This is a genomic window from Qipengyuania aquimaris, from assembly GCF_009827445.1.
GTDB lineage: Bacteria > Pseudomonadota > Alphaproteobacteria > Sphingomonadales > Sphingomonadaceae > Qipengyuania > Qipengyuania aquimaris.
Genome location: NZ_WTYI01000001.1, coordinates 14,785 through 34,987, shown reverse-complemented (window position 1 = coordinate 34,987; position 20,203 = coordinate 14,785). Strand labels below are relative to the sequence as shown.

Annotated in this window: 15 protein-coding genes; 4 read left to right on the top strand and 11 right to left on the bottom strand. The window is 60.5% G+C overall.

Annotated features, from left to right (window positions below):
• The first annotated feature begins 9 nt into the window (after positions 1-9).
• From GRI34_RS00135 to galK, 4 genes are read left to right on the top strand one after another with little or no spacing between them, the layout of a single operon-like run.
• Entirely contained in the window at positions 10-1,500 is a 1,491-nt protein-coding gene (locus tag GRI34_RS00135) for an SLC5 family protein (protein WP_325065161.1), read from the top strand.
• On the top strand, positions 1,497-3,599 hold the full coding sequence (locus GRI34_RS00130; protein ID WP_160594204.1) for an alpha-galactosidase: 2,103 nt from the start codon (positions 1,497-1,499) through the stop codon (positions 3,597-3,599). The genes GRI34_RS00135 and GRI34_RS00130 overlap by 4 nt, the downstream gene beginning before the upstream one ends.
• The gene (locus tag GRI34_RS00125) at positions 3,596-4,600 is read left to right on the top strand and encodes a UDP-glucose--hexose-1-phosphate uridylyltransferase (protein WP_160594203.1); all 1,005 of its coding nucleotides are present in this window, start codon (positions 3,596-3,598) and stop codon (positions 4,598-4,600) included. Before GRI34_RS00130 ends, GRI34_RS00125 begins: the two co-directional genes overlap by 4 nt.
• Positions 4,600-5,682 carry a galactokinase gene (gene galK, locus GRI34_RS00120; protein ID WP_160594202.1) on the top strand — a complete coding sequence of 361 codons (1,083 nt, stop codon included), beginning with the start codon at positions 4,600-4,602 and terminating at the stop codon, positions 5,680-5,682. The genes GRI34_RS00125 and galK overlap by 1 nt, the downstream gene beginning before the upstream one ends.
• Here the strand turns inward: galK and GRI34_RS00115 are convergent.
• The 11 genes from GRI34_RS00115 to GRI34_RS00065 form a co-directional block, all read right to left on the bottom strand.
• Positions 5,679-6,545 (bottom strand): aldose 1-epimerase, encoded by an 867-nt coding sequence (locus GRI34_RS00115; RefSeq protein WP_160594201.1) that lies wholly within the window; start codon positions 6,543-6,545, stop codon positions 5,679-5,681. The genes galK and GRI34_RS00115 overlap by 4 nt on opposite strands.
• Before the next feature lie 9 nt (positions 6,546-6,554).
• Positions 6,555-8,522: a tetratricopeptide repeat-containing sulfotransferase family protein gene (locus GRI34_RS00110; protein ID WP_160594200.1), complete on the bottom strand. Its 1,968-nt coding sequence runs from the start codon at positions 8,520-8,522 to the stop codon at positions 6,555-6,557.
• 80 nt (positions 8,523-8,602) lie between these two features.
• Positions 8,603-11,251, bottom strand: coding sequence for a TonB-dependent receptor (locus GRI34_RS00105; RefSeq protein ID WP_160594199.1), 2,649 nt, complete (start codon positions 11,249-11,251; stop codon positions 8,603-8,605).
• Positions 11,252-11,610: 359 nt separating this feature from the next.
• Positions 11,611-13,296, bottom strand: a complete 1,686-nt coding sequence (locus GRI34_RS00100) for a BCCT family transporter (protein WP_160594198.1) — start codon at positions 13,294-13,296, stop codon at positions 11,611-11,613.
• 207 nt (positions 13,297-13,503) lie between these two features.
• Entirely contained in the window at positions 13,504-14,634 is a 1,131-nt protein-coding gene (locus tag GRI34_RS00095; protein ID WP_160594197.1) for an acyl-CoA dehydrogenase family protein, read from the bottom strand.
• A gap of 28 nt (positions 14,635-14,662) precedes the next feature.
• Positions 14,663-15,859, bottom strand: a complete 1,197-nt coding sequence (locus GRI34_RS00090; RefSeq protein ID WP_160594196.1) for an acyl-CoA dehydrogenase family protein — start codon at positions 15,857-15,859, stop codon at positions 14,663-14,665.
• A 132-nt stretch (positions 15,860-15,991) separates the two neighbouring features.
• Positions 15,992-16,696 carry a CPBP family intramembrane glutamic endopeptidase gene (locus GRI34_RS00085; RefSeq protein ID WP_160594195.1) on the bottom strand — a complete coding sequence of 235 codons (705 nt, stop codon included), beginning with the start codon at positions 16,694-16,696 and terminating at the stop codon, positions 15,992-15,994.
• Between the two features lie 197 nt (positions 16,697-16,893).
• The gene (locus tag GRI34_RS00080) at positions 16,894-17,397 is read right to left on the bottom strand and encodes an anthrone oxygenase family protein (RefSeq protein WP_160594194.1); all 504 of its coding nucleotides are present in this window, start codon (positions 17,395-17,397) and stop codon (positions 16,894-16,896) included.
• Positions 17,394-18,239, bottom strand: coding sequence for an NmrA family NAD(P)-binding protein (locus GRI34_RS00075; RefSeq protein ID WP_160594193.1), 846 nt, complete (start codon positions 18,237-18,239; stop codon positions 17,394-17,396). The genes GRI34_RS00080 and GRI34_RS00075 overlap by 4 nt, the downstream gene beginning before the upstream one ends.
• Positions 18,240-18,331: 92 nt before the next feature.
• Complete coding sequence (locus GRI34_RS00070; protein ID WP_160594192.1) at positions 18,332-19,345, bottom strand: AraC family transcriptional regulator; 1,014 nt, start codon at positions 19,343-19,345, stop codon at positions 18,332-18,334.
• A gap of 161 nt (positions 19,346-19,506) precedes the next feature.
• Positions 19,507-20,199, bottom strand: a complete 693-nt coding sequence (locus tag GRI34_RS00065; protein ID WP_160594191.1) for an IS6 family transposase — start codon at positions 20,197-20,199, stop codon at positions 19,507-19,509.
• Positions 20,200-20,203 lie beyond the last annotated feature (4 nt).

Below are 20,203 nucleotides of genomic sequence, written 5' to 3'. Positions count from 1 at the left end.
GAGGGAATGGTGTTCGGCGATACAGCGGATTTCGCGAATGCGGGGCAGCTTGCGGTCTTTGTCGGGTTGACGGCGCTCGTGGCGCTGCTGACCTGGTGGAAGGTCAAAAGCGCCAAGCACGACGGATCTCAAAAGGACGTTTTCCTCGCTGGCAAGGGCCTGAGTTGGGTCTTCGTGGCCGGCGCGATTACGCTCACCAACCTGTCCACCGATCAGCTGGTCGGGATGAACGGCAACCAGATGTTGCTGCTGGCATGGTGGGAGATTGCGGGCTTCGTCGGTCTGATGACGCTCGCCTTCGTTTTCGTGCCGCTTTACTATCGGTATAACTGCACCACGGTCACGGAATTGCTGGAGAGGCGCTATGATGGACGCTCGATCCGCACGCTGATCTCGGCGATCTTCATACTCGGTAACTTGCTGATCTACCTGCCCGCGGCGCTTTATTCGGGAGGATTGTTCCTGCAATCGCTGTTCGGCGCGAATGTGCCATTGCTGGCCTTTTCTCTCGGCCTGGCCCTGATTGGCGCGGCCTATACGATTTTCGGCGGGTTGAGAGCCGTGGCCGTGATGGACACGTTTTCCGGCATCGGGATCCTCTTCCTTGCCCTCGTTATCGTATTCCTCGCGCTGGCGGCGGTGGATTTCGATATCGTCACGGGCGTGCCGCCGGAAAGACTGAGCATGGTGGGCAGTGCCGACAGTCCGATCCCGTTCCACACGCTTTTCACCGGCATGGCGTTCATCCAGATCTTCTACTGGTCGACCAACCAGAACATCACGCAAAAGGCGATGGCCGCGCCCACCGTCAAGGAAGCGCAGAAGGGTGTCTTCGCAGCGGCCGCCGTGCGTATCCTCGTGGTCCCGCCGATCGTGGTGATCCCGGGCGTCGTCGCCTTCAAGCTGTTTGGGGACGTCGGCGATGCCGCTTACGGCCGCCTTGTCGCCGAGGTTCTGCCGAGCTGGCTCTCCGGCGCTTTCGCGGCCATGGTCGCTGCTGCAGTAATCACGACCTTCAGCGCGGTGCTCAATTCCACAGTCGCGCTATACTCGGTCGATTTCCACGAACGTTTCATCGGCGAAGTTAAGAACCACTGGAAGCTGGGCGCAGCAATGAGCGGTGTGGCGACCCTCCTCGCCATGATCATGGTGCCGCTGTTCCAGAACGCAGAGAGCATCATCAACCTGCTCCAGCAGCTGAATGGCCTGTCCTCAATGCCGATCCTGTCGGCCTTTATCGTCGGGCTGCTGTTCCGCAACGTTGCAGCCCGCTCGGCTATCGCAGGTGTGGTCTGGGGTATCTCGCTTTACGGCCTGTTCACGTTCAATGCCGGCTTCTCCGAGGCGGTCGGCATCCACTACATCGACTTCATGGTGGTCACCCTGTTCTCGTCGGTTCTGGCCGCGCTCGGTTTCAACAGGTTCGTTCTGGGACGGCGGGCGGAATGGCTTGGCCTTTCCCTGTTCCGCGGCAAGGGCGAAGTTTCCGCGCAGGCATGAGCGAGGCAGACCTTCTTGAACTTCACGGTGAAGAGTGGAGCCTCGTCATCGAACGCCTGCCCGAGTGTGGATTTGCCTGGCGTCACCTCGGGGAAAGGGTCGAGCCTGGAAGTCTGCCCGCAGCAAGAGACCTGCTTGGTGCAACGACCTTCTCGATAGACGATCCGCAACCGCTACCGGTTTTCCCGCTGCACGGTTCCGGCTGGTTTGGCCCCTCAATCCTCTCACTGCTCGCGAAAGATGCGCGTGCGCTCGATCTGGAATTCACCAGTTTCGAGGCCACGGCATCCGGCGATCGTATCGAACTCCGCTGTAGCGACGACCGCGAAAAGCTGTCCTGCTCGCTTCGGTTCTCCAAATTGGCATCCGGCCTGACGGTTGAAACCGCAATCCGCAACGAGGGGCGCGAGCAGGTCGTCGTTTCCAGCCTCGCCAGCGCCTTTCTTCCCGTCTTCGCAAGTGCCGACCGGATCATTTCCTGGCGTGGCCGTCATGCTGCCGAGTTTGAGGAATGTGTCGACAACCTGCCTGCGAATGGATGGCATCGCACAACCCGCGAGGGGCTGACGGGCCACGGCGGCCCAGCCGCTTGTCAGATCTTGGCCGGTGAATGCGGTTGGCATTCGGGGCTTGCGTTCTCTGCGCAGCTTGCGTGGTCAGGCGACAGCCGCCTGGCAATCGAAAAGCATGACGAAGGAATGTGGTTGCTGACCGCCGAAGCAAGCATTTCCGATGGAGAGGTCCGGCTGGAGCCTGGAGGAAGCTACCATTCTCCAATGCTGCTGGTCGCCATTTCCGGAGCGGGGCGCAATGGCGTCGCAGCGCAGCAACATTCGATGGTTCGTGCGATCGCAGAGTATCCGGCAGGTGAGATGCGACCGCGTCCGGTCCATCTCAACAGCTGGGAAGCGTGCTACTTCGCGCATGACGAGGCGCGCATAAGAGCGCTCGCGAGCGCTGCCGCCGTAATCGGGGTCGAGCGGTTCGTTCTGGACGATGGCTGGTTCAAGGGCCGCGATAACGACCGGGCCGGTCTGGGCGACTGGAAACCCGATCCAAGAAAATACCCGGCGGGATTGGCACCGATAGCCGAGCACGTGCGGAGCCTGGGCATGGAATTCGGCCTTTGGGTAGAGCCGGAAATGGTCAATCCGGACAGCGATCTTTTCCGGGCTCACCCGGACTGGGCACTCGCCAACCGCGACACTCCCGGACCAACCGCACGCTCCCAGCTGGTCCTCGACATGCGGCAATCCGCCGTTCGCGACTATCTCTTCGAAGAACTCGACAGCCTGCTTTCCTCGGCGCCGATCTCTTACCTGAAGTGGGACCACAACCGCGCGCACGCCCCCTCGGGCGGATCGGCAAAGGTTCGCGGCACCTACGCGCTGCTTGCACGCATTCGCGAGGCGCATCCCGATGTCGAGATCGAAAGCTGCGCGGCCGGCGGGGGACGGATCGATGCGGGCATTGCCCGGCATGTCCACCGCTTCTGGACGAGCGACAATATCGACGCGATCGCCCGCATTCCGATGCAGCGCGGCTTCCTCGCGTTCTTCCCGCCGGAAATGATGGGCGCCCATGTCGGGGCATCGCCAAGCCACGCGACCGGCCGGTCACAATCGCTCGGCTTCCGCGCGGCAGTTGCCTGCCAGGGTCACTTCGGCATCGAACTAGACCCGGCTGAACTCGATCCGTCTGAACGCGATGACCTGGATCAATGGGTATCGTTCTACAAACGCTGGCGCGGTCTTGCGCATGGCGGGGAAACCCTGCTTGGCGAGGGCCCCAATGGGCTGACGTGGCAGGCGCAAGGTAACGGACGTGAATACATTGTCTGGATCACGCGCACAGGAGTATCCCACCAGCGGCGCGATGCGCAGCTCCCGCTTCCCTTCGCGGCAGGGCAGGACTGGCACGTGCGCCTGCTGGACCTGGTCGGAGGTGACCACGTCCTGGCGGCGCGCAGCGGCAAGGCAATTGACGCAATGAGAGAAACACCGCTCACCTTCAGCGGGTCCTGGCTGGCGCATGCGGGCCTTCCGCTTCCCGCCTTGAACGCAGAAGGTGTGGCCATATTCCACCTGGAGGCAGCATGAGCGAAACCGCGCCCCATCGCCGCAAGAACCTCCTCACGGGGGACTACGTGCTCGTTTCCCCCCAACGCATGGCAAGGCCCTGGCAGGGAGAACGAAAGAAGGCGCAGGATGAAAAGCGGACCAGGCATGATCCCACCTGCTATCTGTGTCCGGGTAACGAACGAAGCGGCGGTATCACCAACCCCGGCTACGAAGGCACCTACGTCTTTCCGAACGACTTTCCCGCTCTTCTGGAGGAAAGCGAAAAGCGCGCGGATGCCGACCTCTTCATCGAAGAACCGGCGCGCGGCGAAGCGCGGGTTATCTGCTATTCCCCGGACCATTCGGCGACCCTCGCCCGCATGTCTGCCACGAACAGGCGCTCTGTCGTCGACACCTGGTGCTCCCTTTCCGCCGAGGTCGGATCCCGATGGGCCCATGTCCAGATCTTCGAGAACAAGGGCGCGATGATGGGCGCTTCATCGCCCCACCCCCATGGACAGCTCTGGGCCAGCGATTTCGTGCCTACACAAGTCCGGCGCGAAGATGACCGGCAACGCGAATATTCCGAGAGATCCGGGACGAACCTGCTGGCCGAAGTGGCGAAAGGAGAGGCCGAGGCGCAGCAGCGCATCGTCACCCAGAATGAACGCTGGCTCGCCATCGTGCCGCATTGGGCCGCCTGGCCATTCGAGACCCTGCTTATCGCGCGGTCCGATGACCGCCGGCTTGAAGATCTAGACGAACAGGGTCGAGCGGCGCTTGTCGACATTCTCGGCGAATTGCTTCCCGCCTATGACCGGCTGTTCGATACCGATTTTCCCTATTCGATGGGGTGGCATGGAGCCCCGCATCAACTGGGGGACGATACCGGGCACTGGCGTCTCCATGCTCATTTCTACCCGCCGCTCTTGCGGTCGGCGGACATTCGCAAGCACATGGTAGGCTTCGAGCTGATGGGAGAAGCACAGCGCGACCTCACCCCCGAAGCGGCGGCCGAGCGGATCAGGGCTGAACTGTGATGAACGCAAACCTCATCGAGCGCACGGAGGATGACTTCGTAGCGGTGTTTGGCCGTTCCGCGCAAGGCGTAGCCTTTGTGCCAGGGCGCGTGAATCTCATCGGGGAGCATGTCGATTACAACGATGGCCTGGTCCTGCCGATGCCCGTCCGCGAAGGGACCGCGGTGGCATGGGCGCCTGCCGACCATGGCGAGATTGCCGTTCGCGCTGCCAATCTGGATGAGAGCGACCGGTTTGCTGCATTCGAACCGTCCCGGCTGACAGAAACCGATTGGCGATCTTATGCGCGAGGGATGGTCGCTCATCTCGATCTCCCGCCTGGCACGGGCCTGGACCTATTGGTCCGCGGCGACCTGCCCCGTGGGTCGGGTCTTTCGTCATCCGCATCGTTCTGTGTCGCGCTTGGGCGTGCGGTTAGCGCTGCTTTGGGTCTCGACCTTGACGCACGCACGCTTGCGAAAGCTGCCCAAAGCACCGAACACGACTGGGCAGGCGTTGCCTGCGGCATCATGGACCAGATGGCAGTAGCAGCAGGGGAAGCGGGCAAAGCGCTGCTCCTCGACTGCCGCACCCTCGATTACGAGCAGTTTGAGCTGCCGTCAGATTGGGCCGTCGCGATTGTCGACAGCGGAGTGACGCGCGGGCTTGTCGACGGGGAATACAACTTGCGGCGCCAACAGTGCGAAGCCGCTGCGCGGAAAATTGGAGTTGCGAGCCTTCGGGATGCGGATAGGGCCATGTTGGAGAGCGCGGAATTGAATGACCTGGAGTTCAAGCGAGCCCTCCATGTCGTCAAAGAGATCGACCGCGTCGAAAAAGCTACGCAAGCCATCATGGCAGCGGACCTCTCGGCGATGGCGTCGATCTTGCGAGAGGGGCACGCCTCCCTGCGTGATCTGTTCGAAGTGAGCATTCCGGCGGTCGACCAACTCTTCGAACGCATCGAAAATGTGCTTCAAGGGCGTGGCGCGGCCAGGATGACCGGCGCGGGCTTCGGAGGCTCGGTCGTTGTTATCGCGGAGCGCGCGGCGCTGCCGAATCTGGAGCGAGACTTGGATCGTCCGGTAAGGCCGGTATTTTAGGAAAGTCCGCGCACCTCAATCGACATCGAAACCGTCCATTCCTCTCCGGGGGCAAGCGTGCGCATCCCACCCTCGTCCGGCATCCAATTGATTGCATCGGTCGCGTGGCTCACCGGCTCTACGCAGAAGTAGTCTTCACCCTGCGGCACGTACACGACGGTGCAATCGAGGTCGTCGCTGGGCGAAATGCGCGCGATCACTTCCCGCTCGGGCCAGATGATATCCAAGTGTCCTTCACGGCCCGCATACACGGTATCGACGATCCGTGTGTCGACCGGCTGCCCGCCCCACCAGTCGCGCGGTTGGCTATGGCTCCTCAAACCGAGAGGAAGGCACGCTTCGTCGACCTGCCATTCGCCATGATGAAACCCGCGATAGACGGTTTGCGAAGTGCGCGGGAAATAGGGGTGGAAACCGAGGCCTGCCGGCATGGGAGTGTCCGCAAGGCTTCTGATCGACAAGGAAGCGCGCAGGCCGGATGCATCGAGGGCATATCCTGCGCGCGCGCTGAACGGCCACGGCCAAGGGCCTTCCCGATATTCCAGACCTATGATCGCATGCCGGTCGGATTTCTCGACCACATCCCACCGCGAGGTCCAGCCAAAGCCATGCAAGACCGGCTCTTGCGGAGCTGTCGGATGGTTCGGGACCAGCTCTACTGTCCGCCCCCCGACCTCGAAGCGCGAGCCCGCTATGCGGTTACTGAAGGGCACGAGCGGGAAACACGAGCTATCGAGGACCCCGCTGCCCACAGCGGATCGCATGATATCGTGCCCTCGCCAACGAAACGCCGAGAGGCTGCCTCCGATTTCGGGATTGATGGCGAGCGCGTAATCGTCCGCTTCGAGAATTGTCGAGGACACGGCGTACGACTATCCGGCGAGTGGCCCGAGCGCGCTCTTGAGATCCCCAAGCCACGGCTCGAATGGTTTCCAGGCGTTCTGACCGCTGCGGTTGATGGGTCGGCGCACCTGCTCGCTGCTTGCGGTGCGTACGGCCCTGTCGGTCTTGTGGAAGGTGAGGCAGGCCTCTTCGAATGGCAGGCCGAGATACTCCAGCATCCGGCGAACCTGGCCTTCCAGATCATCCAGCACATCCTCGTGCTGAACTTTCAGTACCTTGCCCGGCAGGACCTTGTCCCAATGCTCCATCAGTTCGACGTAGTCGGTGTAGTAGCGGCCAATTTCGGTAAGGCCGTAAGTGAACTCCTGACCTTCCGCGAACAGCTGCTTGAAGCCGGAAAAACAGCAATCCATGGGTGCCCGGCGCGCATCGATTATCTTCGCATTCGGCAGCATCAGGTGGATGAGCCCGATGTGGCGGAAGTTGTTCGGCATCTTGTCGATGAAGAAGGGCGCACCCTGCCGGTGAACCCGCGTATCCTCAATGAACGCTTCGCCGAAATCGCTCAATTGTTCGGCACTGAGGTCATGCAGGACGGCCGGATAGAGCGACTGGCCGGCTTTGCGTCCTCTCAAGCGATGGGCGAGCGACAGGACATTCGGCAACTCCAGCGTGCCATCGATTTGGGAATGGCTCGCCAGAATTTGCTCGAGCAAGGTCGATCCTGCGCGCGGCAGGCCGAGGATGAAGATCGGATCGGGAGCGGGATAGCCAGACCCTTCGTGCTTGGCGAACAGTTCGGCAGTGCAGAATTCGCGCTGCCTGGCGAGTTCTTCGCTCATCGCCGCGGCGCTGTAGCGGGTCTGGGCGCGCTTGAGGTCGTTGCCTTGCTCGTAAAAGGCGAAGGAGCCTTGGTAGTCCTTTCGGTCCTCGAGCGCCTTTCCGAGCGAGAAGCACAGATGCACACGGTCCATGAAGGACAGGTCGGCCTGTTGCACAAGCGACCTCATCGTTTCGATCTCTTCATCGGTGAAACGATAAGTCTTCAGATTGGCGAGCGCGTACCATGCGTCCCCATGGTCGGGTTTCACAGCGATTGCCTTGCGATAGCTTGCCACCGCCTCATCCTGGGCGCCGGTTGTCTTGAGGGCATGCCCGCGACTGGTCAGTGTCGCGACATCGTGGGGCAGTTTCGACAAGACTTCTTCGAAGAGTTCGAATGCGCGGTCATAGTCGCCGGTCTGCATGCTCTCGATGGCGAGGTGTGACTGGAAAAGCGGGTTTTCCGGATCGCGCTTGTAAAGCGCCTCAGCTTCTTCGCGGGCCCGGTCGAACTTCTGGCGACGGCGAAGCGCATCGATGTGATCCATGCGAAGCTGTACGCTGTCGGGATCGAACGCCACTGCGCTTTCCAGCAGGAATTCCGCATCATCCAGCACGCCCAGCTTGATCCCGATCTTGGCGAGTAGCCGCATGCCTTCGACATCGCGCGGGTTGCGCTTCAAGTAATGACGGCAGATTTCCTCGGCACGAAGTAGTCGGCCTTCGTGGAGGTGGTGGCTAACGGCCACCAATTCCTTCGGCAGGTCCGAAATCCTCTGCGCCTGCATGATGGCGGACTGCGCTTCCTGGGGGTTGCCTTCTGCGGCCAGTAATTCGGCCAGGGCGCGCCAGCTGGCTTGGAGCGCGGGATTGTATCGCGTCGCCTTGCGATAGGCTGACACCGCCTGGTCAAGATTGCCGCCTATGCGAGCCAGATGCCCCGCTTCCTGCCATGCCCGTCCGTATTCGGGCGTCGCATCATGCAGGCGTAGGAGATAGTCGGCAGCATCGGCCTTGCGGTCGAGGTATCGCGATGCGACCGCTGCCAAGTAAAGGGCATCACCGTCATCGGGTTTTACCGCCAAAGAGGCCTCTGCCAGCTCAAGTCCCTTGGTGAAGTTTCCTGCCTGCATGGCCTTCTGGGCCTGGGCCAGATTTTCATCGCGAGAGCTCATGCCGCTCCCCTAACAAAGTAAGACGGCGGAGGCGAACCCAAGCTCGCCCCCGCCGTCAATTCACTCAGATCCTGTCGGGATCAGTAGTCGAAGGACACTCGCAAACCGATCGTACGCGGACGGTTGGTCGAGATGCGCGGACGATCATTGACGTAGTTGCCCGAAATCTGGGCACGCTCGTCATTGAGATTGTCTGCGAAGACCTCGAAATTCCAGCCGCTTTGGGTGCGTACACCCGCCGCAAGGTCGACAATCGTGTAGCTGTCGAGTTCCAGCTTGTTGATTTCGATCACGTCGGTGAACTTGTTCGCCGAATGCGAGATCTGAGGCTGTACATAAGCTTCGAGATTATCGTTCAGATCCCACTCGTAGCGGACGCGCAGATTGCCCTGGAACGACGGCGCGAAAGCGAGATCCGAACCCACGACCACGTCATTCGTCGGGATCAAGACTTCGGTGATCTCCGTGTCGAGGATCGAGAAGGCACCGGCAACCGTCAGGCCCGGGACGCTGTAAGGCGCCAGGGTGAAATCTGCTTCGACACCCCGGATCTCCGCATTGGCCGCATTGGCCGAGAAGAACAGATTGGTGATCGAAGGATCGAAGATGGTCGTCTGGAGGTTGCTGATGTCGACGTAGAACGCACTGCCGTTGAAGCGCAGCGCACCGTCCAACAGGTCCATCTTCCAGCCGAGCTCGTAGTTGGCGACTTCGTCGGTCTGCAGTTCGAACGGTACGGTGAACCCGGCGCCATTCGTTGCACCGCCGGGGCGGTTGAGCAGGCCGGGGCGGAAACCTTCGGAGTAGGTCGCATAGAAGAGCAGGTCTTCCGTCGGCGTGACGTTGACGGTGCCCTTGTAGATGACCCCTTCCGCTTTCGCTTCATCGGGTGCGCGAACTGCGTTGAACACCTGCTGCGCCTGCGTGGCAGTCAGACCTGCAGCTTGGATATCGGCCAAGCTGTCACTCAGCGTGAAAGTCTGGCGCAGATCCGGGTTGCACGAGCCGATGAAAGTGAAGCTGCCATCGCCGTCGTATAGATCGGAAATGTTGGTGCCAAAGGCATCTTGGTCCTCGGCGCTAAAGCTGTTGCAGAACGAGCTATTCGCACTGCCTTCGAAGTCGACCCGGACATTATAATAACGAATACCGCCGGTGACCGAGACTAGGTCCGGTACGATGTCGACCGTCGTTTCACCGAAGATGCCAAACTGCTTGTCCGTGCGACGGATGTCGTTGCGGAAAATAGTGTCGGCAGGGAACGGGCCTGGATCGGTATTGAAACCGGGGAAAGGGAAGTTCGGTTTGAACTCACCGAAGGGGTCGGCGATCGTATTGCCCGGATAGGAAAAGTCGTTGCGCTCTTCCAGCTCGAGGTCCGAGAAAAACAGGCCGCCGGTAGTGCGTACTGGCACATCGGGATCGGTGCTGAAGCGGAATTCGTTGGTGAACACCTTGGTGTTGCTGACCGAATTCACATAGAGATTCGGAGCCTGGCAAACGCCGCTCGGATCATTGTCGCCCGGATAAGTCACCGCGCCATCGCAGATATAGTATGGCAGGTACTGACCGACGAAAAGATAGTCGGTGTAGTCTACGCGCTGGTCGGTCGAGCGGTCCGTGTACGCACCGGTGTAGACGAGATCGAGCGTCGCAAGACGGCCTTCGATAGTCCAGCTGGTGTTCGAGAAGTTGTCTTCCAGACGGTCTTCTTCAAAGCGCTGGATTTCGAGATCGTCGAGCCCGTCGAGTTCCGGATCTGCGAAAAACACACCGTCACTGTCGAGGTCTTGTCGCGAGTGAGCGAGCGTCAGCTTCCAATCTGGCGTGACTTCCCACAGCGCTGTTGCACGAAAACCGGCATAGCGAGTGTCGTTGAAGTTCTCTTCGACCAGCGCGGCATTTTCCGCTTCGAGGAATGTCACATCTTCCAGGTTTGCATCTGCCTGGAAACCTTCGCGCAGGTTGCTGACCGGGACTCCATTCGAACGCACTGTTCCTGCTTCGCGAAAGCGAGCGCTCTCACGCAGGTCGCGGGTACCAAGTACGTTGTCGATGTAACCACCCTGGTCGTCCCAGAACGCCACGCCGCGCAGCGCGATAGTTTCCGTCACGGGCAAATTGACCATGACTTCGCCCTTGTAGCTCATCTCGCCGCCCTTGGTGAACGAGAGGCCACCAGCCGCACGCGCTGAGAAACCTGAAAGTTCGGGCTTGGCGGTGATGAGGCGCACGACGCCTGCCTGCGAGCTTGCGCCGAAGAGCGAACCCTGTGGACCGGAAAGCACTTCGATGCGCTCGAGGTCGGCGGCATAGACATCGAGGTTACGACCGGGCTGGGCCAGCGGTTGCTCGTCGAGGTACAGCGCCACGTTGGGAGCGAGACCAGCGACGCCGGCCGTTGTCAGGTTCGGCGTGGTCGACGCGAGACCGCGGATATAGATCGTGTTCTGGCCAGGGCCGCTGCCACCTGCCGTGACAGTCGGAAGCTGTTCCAGATAGTCTTCGAACGTGTCGATGTTCAGTTCATCGAGCGCTTCGGCGCCAATGGCCGAAACGGATACAGGCACGTCCTGCAAATCTTCACTGCGCTTCTGGGCCGTCACGATGATTACATCGACACCGCCCGTACGCTCCTGGGCGGCCGGCTGCGCGTCCTGCGCCACCGCCGGCGTGGCCATGGCAATCGCCATCGCACCGGCAGATACGCCGCTAGCAAGTTTCTTCATGTCGGAATTGCCCCTTAGTTTCAATGCGAACCGGAGTACGATCAATTGAAAATTCTGATCGCCCTGAAATTCTCGCGCAGTCAAAAAATCAACCGCGCAATGGATTGCGGTTAGCAACCGAAAATGAGTGCGGCCACCGGCAACGGGGAGTCCTACCCTATTGAAAAGGCAGGTGTTGCAATTAACCCACACACACCAAGCGGCTTCAAATACTCAATAAATCTACGGCAAGTAGATATCTTCACCGCAAATAGACTTCTATTCTACACTTGCCTGATATTGGTATTCGACAAGAACGAGTAAATATACTCATTTTTCGACTGGGAACCGACTCCAAATCTCTCGCCCACTACTTCCATCTATTCATCTGACGAAAGAGCGGCACAGCCTTCACTTGTTGTCGGCACTCCGTGTCGCTTGCGGATCAGATCGAAGAGGATCGCCTTGAGAATGGCGATCGCCATCAAGGCGACAACGAATGAAAACGGTAGCGCACCGATAATCATGGTTATTCGAATGGCATCGATGCCGCCAAGGATCAGCATGCTGCCCACGACGAAAGCCAGTGCCGCGCCCCAGAAAATGATGTGGTGACGTCGCTCACCCTCGGTTTCGCCCGCGCCGTTGATCGTATTGACGATGAGGATCGCGCTATCTGCGGAAGTCACCAGATAGGTCATCAGGAGGATGACCACGAGGCCCGAGACGATGGCAGCGACAGCCGGTCCAAGCAGCACTGCCAGCGTTGCGTACAGCTGGTCGGACATGCCGGTCTCCAAGATGCGGCCGCCTGCTTCCCCGCTCAATTCGAGGTCGATCGCCGTGCCGCCGACAAGTGTCATCCAGACAAAGCACATGAGGGAAGGCACCAGCACCACGCCGAATACATATTCCCGAACCGTTCGCCCTCTTGAGATGCGGGCGATAAACATGCCGACGAAGGGCGCGAAGGCTATCCACCACGCCCAATAGAAAACGGACCAGTCGAGTTGCCACTGCACCAGGGCTTGACCAACTTCGGTCTCGCCACCCGGATAAAGAGTGAGCGATGCAGGAATGAGTGTGCGCAGGTAATCGTAAATCCCGACACCGAGCAGCTCCAGGCCGAACAGGCCCGATCCCACGATGACGAAGAGCGCCAGCAGCATGAACGAGAGCGCCATGTTGAGGTTCGACAGCCATTTGATGCCCCTGCCAACGCCGGAAAGGGCACTGATCGTCGACGCACCGACAAGCACCAGCAAAGCCACGATGACGGCTGACGCGGACGAGGAGCCATCCGCATCTAGCAACCAGTCGCCCAGCCCCAGCCGCGCCAGGCCGGCGACGAATTGCTCCACGCCCAGCCCCATTGTGACGGCGACGCCGAGGATGGTCGCGACCACGGCCACGATATCCACCAGGTGTCCCGCCGGCCCGGACAGGACGCGCCCGAAAAGCGGGACCAGTGCAGAGCGTATCGTCAGCGGCAGACCCCGGCGATAGGAGACATAGGCGATGGCAAGCCCAACGAGTGCATAGCAGCCCCACGCGGCAAAGCCCCAATGGAGGAAGGTATAAAGGTAAGCCGAACGCACCGCTTCGGCCGTCTCTCCCACCACGGCTCCGCGGATGATTTCCGGATTGTTAGAGAAATGCGCCATCGGCTCGCCGGTGGAATAGGTGAGCATGCCGATCCCGATCCCAGCGCCGAAGAGCATGGCGAACCAGGAGAACCTGCCAAACTCCGGCTGCTCGTCCGCGGCCCCGATACGCAACCGGCCCGATTGCGGTATAATCGCCACCACGAAACACACCGCGATCAGGGCCGCGACCAGATAGACATACCATCCTGCAAAGGACGCAATAATCGTGGAATTCGCCGCCGTCAGCGTCTCACTGGCGCTGACCGGAAAGAAGATCGCCCACATGATCAGCAGTGACACGATGATCTTGGAGGGAATGGTCACAGCACGGCTGAAACCGTCGTAAAATCCTCTTTCGGCAGTCCTGATAGGCAGTTCGACAATAGGGGGCGCGATAGGTGCGTCGCTTGTTTGATCCATGATCCTGGGAGTGGCTCGCTTGACTGGCGCTGGGCGCTTTTGCTGTCTGTTCACCCCGAACGGGGCCGTCTCAATTCCGGCGGCAGCATAGGAAGCCAGCGCCACAATGCAAATTTCCGCAAGACCCAGCGCCGCGAGTGGCTCAAACGATAAGCGGCGGCGACACAGGTAAGTGCCGCCGCCGCATCGAAATCACTCTGGCCTTTGTCAGGCGAGCTTGATGTGCCGCTTCATGTGGTGATCGACGTCGCCGAATTCGGAATTCAGGATCGTCAACCGCTTGAAATAGCTGCCGATAGCCAGTTCGTCGGTCATGCCCATGCCGCCGTGGATCTGGATCGCTTCCTGCCCGACGAAGCGCGCTGCCTGGCCGATGCGAACTTTCGCTGCAGAGGCCGTGCGCTTACGCTCTTTCTCCGGCGCGTCGAGCTTGAGCGTCGCCAGATAGGTCATGGATACCGACTGCTCATACTCGGTGAACATGTCGACCATGCGGTGCTGCAGCACCTGGAACTTGCCGATCGGAACGCCGAACTGCTTGCGCTGACGCGAATAATCGACGGTCATGGCATGGGCGACTTTCATCGCGCCGCAAGCTTCCGCGCAAAGGGCTGCAACAGCTTCGTCGGCGACCTGTTCGACAAGCGGCAGCGCGCCTCCCTCTTCCCCGATGAGTGCGTCCGTAGGGACCGATACGTTTTCGAAATAGACTTCCGATGCGCGGCGGCCATCGACCGTGGGATAATCGCGCCTGACCACGCCTTTCGCATCATTGGCTACGACGAACACCGAAACACCGTCGCGGTCACGCTGTCCGCCGGATGTGCGTGCTGTGACCACCAGATGGGAAGCCCAGGGGGCCCCGACCACGACTGCCTTGTGACCGTTCAGGACGTAGCCGTCTCCGTCCTTCTTCGCGGTGGTTTGCAGATCGGCAAGATCATAGCGGCCACGAGGTTCGGCATAGGCGAATGCGTAGACGCGGCTGCCGTCGACGATGCCGCCGATATGCTCTTCCTTCTGTGCATCGGTGCCTGCATGCTTGAGGAAACCGCCTGCACACACGACCGTCGGCAGGAACGGCTCGACCACCAGGCCTTTGCCGAATTCTTCCATCACGATCATCGCATCGACGGCCCCGCCACCAAAGCCGCCGTCTTCTTCGGAAAATGGCATTCCCAGAATGCCCAGCTCGGCCAGCTGAGCCCAAATCTCGGGACGCCAGCCAGCGTCGCTTTCGACCGCGCCGCGCCGTGTTTCCCAATCGTATTGCTCGCGCACCAGCCTCGACAGGCCGTCGCGCACCATTTCTTGTTCTTCGGTGAAATTGAAGTCCACTGTGTCTCTCCGCGTGACGCCGCCAGCCCTACAGGCCGAGGATCATTTTCGTGATGATGTTGCGCTGGATTTCGTTCGATCCGCCATAGATCGAGGTCTTGCGCATGTTGAAATAGGTCGCGGCAGAATGCTGCGCGTAGTCCGGGCCGATGGGGTACTGGTTAGAACCTGCATCCTCGATCTGGCCGTACATCGGGGCGCCGTAATTGCCGACCGCTTCCAGCGTCAGTTCGGTCAGGCGCTGCTGGATCTCGGTCCCCTTGATCTTGAGGATCGAGCTTTCCGGTCCCGGACCCTTGCCCGCCTGCTCGCCCGCAAGGGTGCGTAATTCGGTGATTTCGAGAGCGGCAAGGTCGATTTCGAGCTGGCTGACCTTGCGCGCGAAATCCAGGTCTTCGATCAGCGGCTCGCCGTCCAGCAGTTCCTTGCCGGCGATTTCGCGAAGCTTTTCTACAGCCCGCTTGGAGCGCGCCACGCCAGCAATGCCGCTGCGTTCGTGGGCGAGCAGGAACTTGGCATAGGTCCAGCCCTTGTTCTCTTCGCCGACCAGGTTTTCGACCGGGACGCGGACATCCGTCAGCCAGGTTTCGTTGACCTCGTATCCGCCGTCGATGAGCTTGATCGGACGGACTTCGACGCCGGGCGTCTTCATGTCGATCAGGATGAAGCTGATGCCTTCCTGCGGCTTTGCGGCGTCGGGATCGGTGCGGCAGAGGAAGAAGCCCCAGTCCGCATATTGCGCCAGCGTGGTCCAGGTCTTCTGCCCGTTGATGACGTAGTGATCGCCGTCACGCACGGCCGTGGTCTTGAGCGAGGCGAGGTCGGAACCCGCGCCCGGTTCGCTGTAACCCTGGCACCACCACACATCCCCGCTGCGAATGCCGGGCAGGTGGCGTTCCTTCTGTTCCTCGCTGCCGAAAGTGTAGATGACCGGACCGACCATGGAGACACCGAAGGGAAGAGGCATGAAAGCATTCACGCGCGCGTTTTCTTCGAGCCAGATGTAACGCTGCGTCGGCGTCCAGCCGGTGCCGCCATACTGTTCGGGCCAGGACGGAACCGACCAGCCCTTCTCGCCCAAGATCTTGTGCCACGCGACCATGTCTTCAGGCGACATGTCCTCGCGCATCCCGGCATCGCCCAGATGCTTCGGATAGTTTTCCTCGATGAAGGATCGCACCTCATCACGAAACGCCAGTTCTTCGGCGGTGAACTCAAGATTCATCGGACCAGTCTCCACGCGGGGTCATTACAGGCATGGCTACCTGCCACGCGCAGCGCCTGGCCGAAAGCCCCCAGCGCAAAAATCCGCGCGGGCATGGCAAAGCTGAGCTTGCAGATGACCGCGAACGGCCGCCTAGTCCTTGATCCCGAGGAAGCGGAACGTCTGGCCCAAAGTATTCAAAGCACCATGCGCCAGGATCAGCGGCATGATGTTTCGCCTTCCGAACCACAGGTAAAATACGCCGAACGCAAAACCGCCTGCCCCGGTGACGAGAGCGCCGTGCCCGCCCTGATAATAGGCATGGCGGTAACCGAAGAATGCGGATGACAGCAGCAAGGCGAGAATATCGGCTTTCATCCCGCCTCCGAACGCGCGGCTCGTGTGATGGATGATAAAGGCCCGGAACAAGAGTTCCTCGAAGAAGGATGCATGGGTCCAGACGAGCAGCAGCATCACCAGATAAGCGGCCCAATTTCCTTCGACATGAGAGAACCGGTCGCTTGTGCCGATGTCCTCGAAGAAATGGTCCGCCACTGGCACCATCAGTTGAGTGCAGACGAGAAAGAAGACCATCGTCAACACGGTCAGGCCAAATGTCTTGGGCCAGTCGTCCGGCCAGTGCAGCCCCAGATCTCGCCACCCCATTGACCTGCGCCTCAGCAGGACGGTGGCAACGATCATCGCGCTGAAAGTCGAGGCGGGACCGGCATAGAGCTGCGTCATTGGCAGCAGCGACTGCTTCACGATTACAAGTGTTGCGACCACCAGCAGGAGATCCCGAAGTGCGGACCATCTTGTCTTTGGCGATGAAGGCGCTTTCTCTTCTTCGGCAGTCATTGCCCTGTTACTCCTAACCAGTTCCTTGGTCCTTGGCGGAGCCGGCTCAAGTGCTGAAGCGTGGACCGACGAATGGCCGCATTGGCTCGATCCGCGCCTGCAATATCGCTGCTGAGAACCAAGAGCCGGTACGCGCGGGCGCCACGGTTTGGTTCTCGATCGCGCACCGGACGAAAGGCATTCTACCTTCGCTACCGCTACACTTGCCTACTCGAGACGAGCGTGATCGCGGCGGCCAGATAGAGACCGGCAGTCAGCACGCTGCCAAGCGCACGGACATGGTTGAAGCGCGTCCACTTGCGGCCGTATTCAGACCAATAGTCGCGTGCCTCGACCCTTTTGCCGTCGAGTGCATCGAGCCGGTTATTCATCGGAACATTGCCAAAAATGGTCGTGCCCAAAACCGAAACCACATATGTTGCGGCTGCCAGAACAAAGATCGCCCGTCCAATTCCCTCGTAAGCCGTGACGGCATAGATCGCCAAAGCGACTGAGAGAAACGGTATCGCCAGGATACCGGCGACAAAGCTGGTCCGGATCACGTCGCGATTTATGTGCTGCATCGCTTCGATCCCGCTCGCCGGTTCAGCTTTGCTCAAAGCCGACATGATGAATTCGGAAAAAGCGGAGAAGACACCTGCGACCATCGCGCTCCAAAGCGCCAGGAAGAGGCAGGCGTAGAGAGTCCAATCATAGGTCATGCCGCTGCCCTCCATGCGCCGGTCGCCGCTACTTGGCGGGCGTAGTCGGCAAAGTCCCGGGGCTTGCGTCCGAGCGCCCGTTCGACCCCGTCCGTGAGATAGGCGTTGCGGCCATCGAGGACGGTCGAGAAGAGGTAGTCGAGCATCCACACCACATCGTCCGGAGCGCCGGAACCGGCCAAGCTGTCGACGAAGGCCTTGTGGGGTACGTCCACGAAGTCGATGTTACGCCCCGTCGCCGCCGAAAGATCGGCCGCCACCTCGGCAAGGGTCATGAGCCGGGGGCCCGTCACCTCGTAAACCTCACCGATATGGCGATCCTCGGTCAGCGCCGCCACCGCCACATCCGCTATGTCATCCGTGTCGATGAAAGGTTCGGGAGTATCGCCCGCCGGCAGGGTGATTGTGCCGTTGCGGACCATTTCGATGAATGCCCCTTCGGAAAAGTTCTGGTTGAACCAGCTGGCACGCACGATGGTCCATTCGAGGCCACTTTCCTGAACCACTTCCTCGCAGGCCTGCGCCTCCCTTTCGCCGCGCCCCGACAACAAGACAAGTCGGGTCACGCCCTGAAGCCTTGCGCGCCACACCAGCGCCTTGATCGCGTCGGTGGCCCCGGGCATCGCGAGGTCCGGCGAATAGGTTATGTAGATGCTCGAAGCGCCTTCTAGCGCCGCTTCCCAGGTGGCCTCGCGATCCCAGTCGAAAGCAGATGCCGAGGACCGGGAGCCGATCCTCACCTTGCGTCCCATGGCGGTTAGGCGCTCGGCAACGCGGGCGCCGGTCTTCCCGGTTCCGCCGATCACCAGCGTCAATTGCTCAGCGTTGGATTGATATGTCATATGCTCGTTCCCTCTTGTTGGAGACGAGCATGGGTTAGGTAATCCGGGCAGCGGCTTCTTGCCTCAGCGCGACAGCCTTTATGCAGATGGCGTCACCGGCCCTCCACCGCTCCCAGCCGATAGGACCGCGGGGTCTCGCCTGCCCAGCGCTTGAAGGCACGCGTAAAGCCGCTCTGCTCTGCGAAGCCTGTCAGGAACGCGATTTCCACGAGCGGGTAATCGGTCGTGCGCAGCAGGCGTTCGGACAGTTCGCGCCGCGCCTGGTCGACCAGATCCTGGAACACGGCGTCCTGCTCTCCCAGCTTGCGATGGAGTGTGCGACCGCTCATGCCCAGAGTGAGAGCGATGTCCGACAACTTCGGAACGCCTCCGCTGAGCTTCTTGCCGATTTCGGATTTCACCTTGAGCGACAGCGGCAATTCGGACCGGGCCTCGGCCATCATTTCCTCGACCCGCTGATCGAAGAAGCGCGATATCGCGTCATCCCCGACTGCATTGGGTAGCGCCATTTCGGCGTTCGAAACGATCATCGCGTTGACGCCAGCACGATCTTCCACCGGGCAACCAAGATAGTCCTCGAGAAACGCCTTGTCGCCGATGAACTCGTGGCCGCAGATTGCCTGCACCGGGGTGAATGCCCTTCCCGATGCTTCCCTGCTGATAGCAGTGAAAGAAGCGAAGGTGGCTTCGTTCGAAAGCCTGGCCCCCTTGGGGCTCTCGTCGGTAAGTCGCAGGAAGCGTATCTCGGTCGTTTCCTTCCCTCGTGTAATCTCCAGCGCCCGCACTCCCGCGACAACGCTCACATAGCGCAGTGCACGGTCCCACCCGTGGCCCAAGGTCGGGGAACTCTTCCAGGCGAGACCAACCGCGCCAAGATCCTCGCAGCGCAGGGAAGTGCCCAGCTTGATGTGCGCCTTGGGAAGTCCGTTTTCGGCCTCGGCGATCCGCGCCAACAGGGCGAGGTAATCCTCCTCGCTTACCATTGTGGCGAGGTCGGGCGGCGAATCCGGGTCAAGTTTGCAAAGGGCGTAGAGTTCTTCCCGGTCGAGATGGTCGGGAGCCTGCGCAATAGCCTTCAAAGAATAGATGGAGGAGGATTGCGGCATACAGCCACCCTAGCACTTGGCGGCGTTTTTGACACTCAGCCCTATTCCCCTGCGAGCGCAGAAGGTTCCGGAACCGAAATATCTGGGGGTGACTGGCGGTGCTGTCAGTCTAATCGCAACTTGTCTCCGATGGGCACAGCTATCCCCTTACCAAGTGCAGCTCAGGCCATAAGGTTTTGCCACTCGGCCAGTGCGGCCGAGCGGCGGGTTTTGTAGGTATCTCTGTCGATCAGGTGGCGTTCTTGATTGAAGTGGTTGTGGACGTTGGCGTGGACCGAAGCGAACTTTTGTAGGCTCTTCATCTGTCGGAACCGCAGCATGGCTCGTTCTCGTCGTCGAAGCGGCAGGTGGCTGTTCTCCACCAGGTTGTTGGCCCAGCGCCCCACCTCCTGCTTCTCTGTGTTTCCGAGGTCCTGCATCGCGGCCCTGTGAGAGCGCAGGCCGTCGGTGGTAATCATCTCATGTGAGCCGTGGCGGCGCAGCGCTTTCTTGTCGCGGACCTTGGTCACATAGCTCTCAAGGACCTCGCCCTCCTGATCGACCGCGCGCCACAGGTAATGCATCTCGCCATTGATCTTCACGCAGACCTCATCGAGATGCCACTTCCATTGCCTGAAGGCCCGCATCCGGCTGCCCCCTTGTCGCCGCACATCGGCTGCGAACAGCGGGCCGAACCTGTTCCACCAGTGGCGTACCGTCTCGTGGCAGATGTCGATCCCGCGCTCTGCCAGCAAATCCTCGACATTGCGCAAACTCAGTGGGAACCTGACGTACATCATCACGACCAGGCGGATCACTTCCGGCGACAAGTTGAAATACCGAAACGAACTGGCTGACTTCTTAGGTCTGGGCATCGCT

Coding starts and splice junctions, on each gene's coding strand:
- GRI34_RS00130 (WP_160594204.1), top strand. CDS start 1,497: ATGAGCGAGGCAGACCTTCTTGAACTTCACGGTGAAGAGTGGAGCCTC.
- GRI34_RS00090 (WP_160594196.1), bottom strand. CDS start 15,859: ATGAATCTTGAGTTCACCGCCGAAGAACTGGCGTTTCGTGATGAGGTG.
- GRI34_RS00080 (WP_160594194.1), bottom strand. CDS start 17,397: ATGACCTATGATTGGACTCTCTACGCCTGCCTCTTCCTGGCGCTTTGG.
- GRI34_RS00100 (WP_160594198.1), bottom strand. CDS start 13,296: ATGGATCAAACAAGCGACGCACCTATCGCGCCCCCTATTGTCGAACTG.
- GRI34_RS00125 (WP_160594203.1), top strand. CDS start 3,596: ATGAGCGAAACCGCGCCCCATCGCCGCAAGAACCTCCTCACGGGGGAC.
- GRI34_RS00065 (WP_160594191.1), bottom strand. CDS start 20,199: ATGCCCAGACCTAAGAAGTCAGCCAGTTCGTTTCGGTATTTCAACTTG.
- GRI34_RS00085 (WP_160594195.1), bottom strand. CDS start 16,696: ATGACTGCCGAAGAAGAGAAAGCGCCTTCATCGCCAAAGACAAGATGG.
- GRI34_RS00070 (WP_160594192.1), bottom strand. CDS start 19,345: ATGCCGCAATCCTCCTCCATCTATTCTTTGAAGGCTATTGCGCAGGCT.
- galK (WP_160594202.1), top strand. CDS start 4,600: ATGAACGCAAACCTCATCGAGCGCACGGAGGATGACTTCGTAGCGGTG.
- GRI34_RS00105 (WP_160594199.1), bottom strand. CDS start 11,251: ATGAAGAAACTTGCTAGCGGCGTATCTGCCGGTGCGATGGCGATTGCC.
- GRI34_RS00075 (WP_160594193.1), bottom strand. CDS start 18,239: ATGACATATCAATCCAACGCTGAGCAATTGACGCTGGTGATCGGCGGA.
- GRI34_RS00110 (WP_160594200.1), bottom strand. CDS start 8,522: ATGAGCTCTCGCGATGAAAATCTGGCCCAGGCCCAGAAGGCCATGCAG.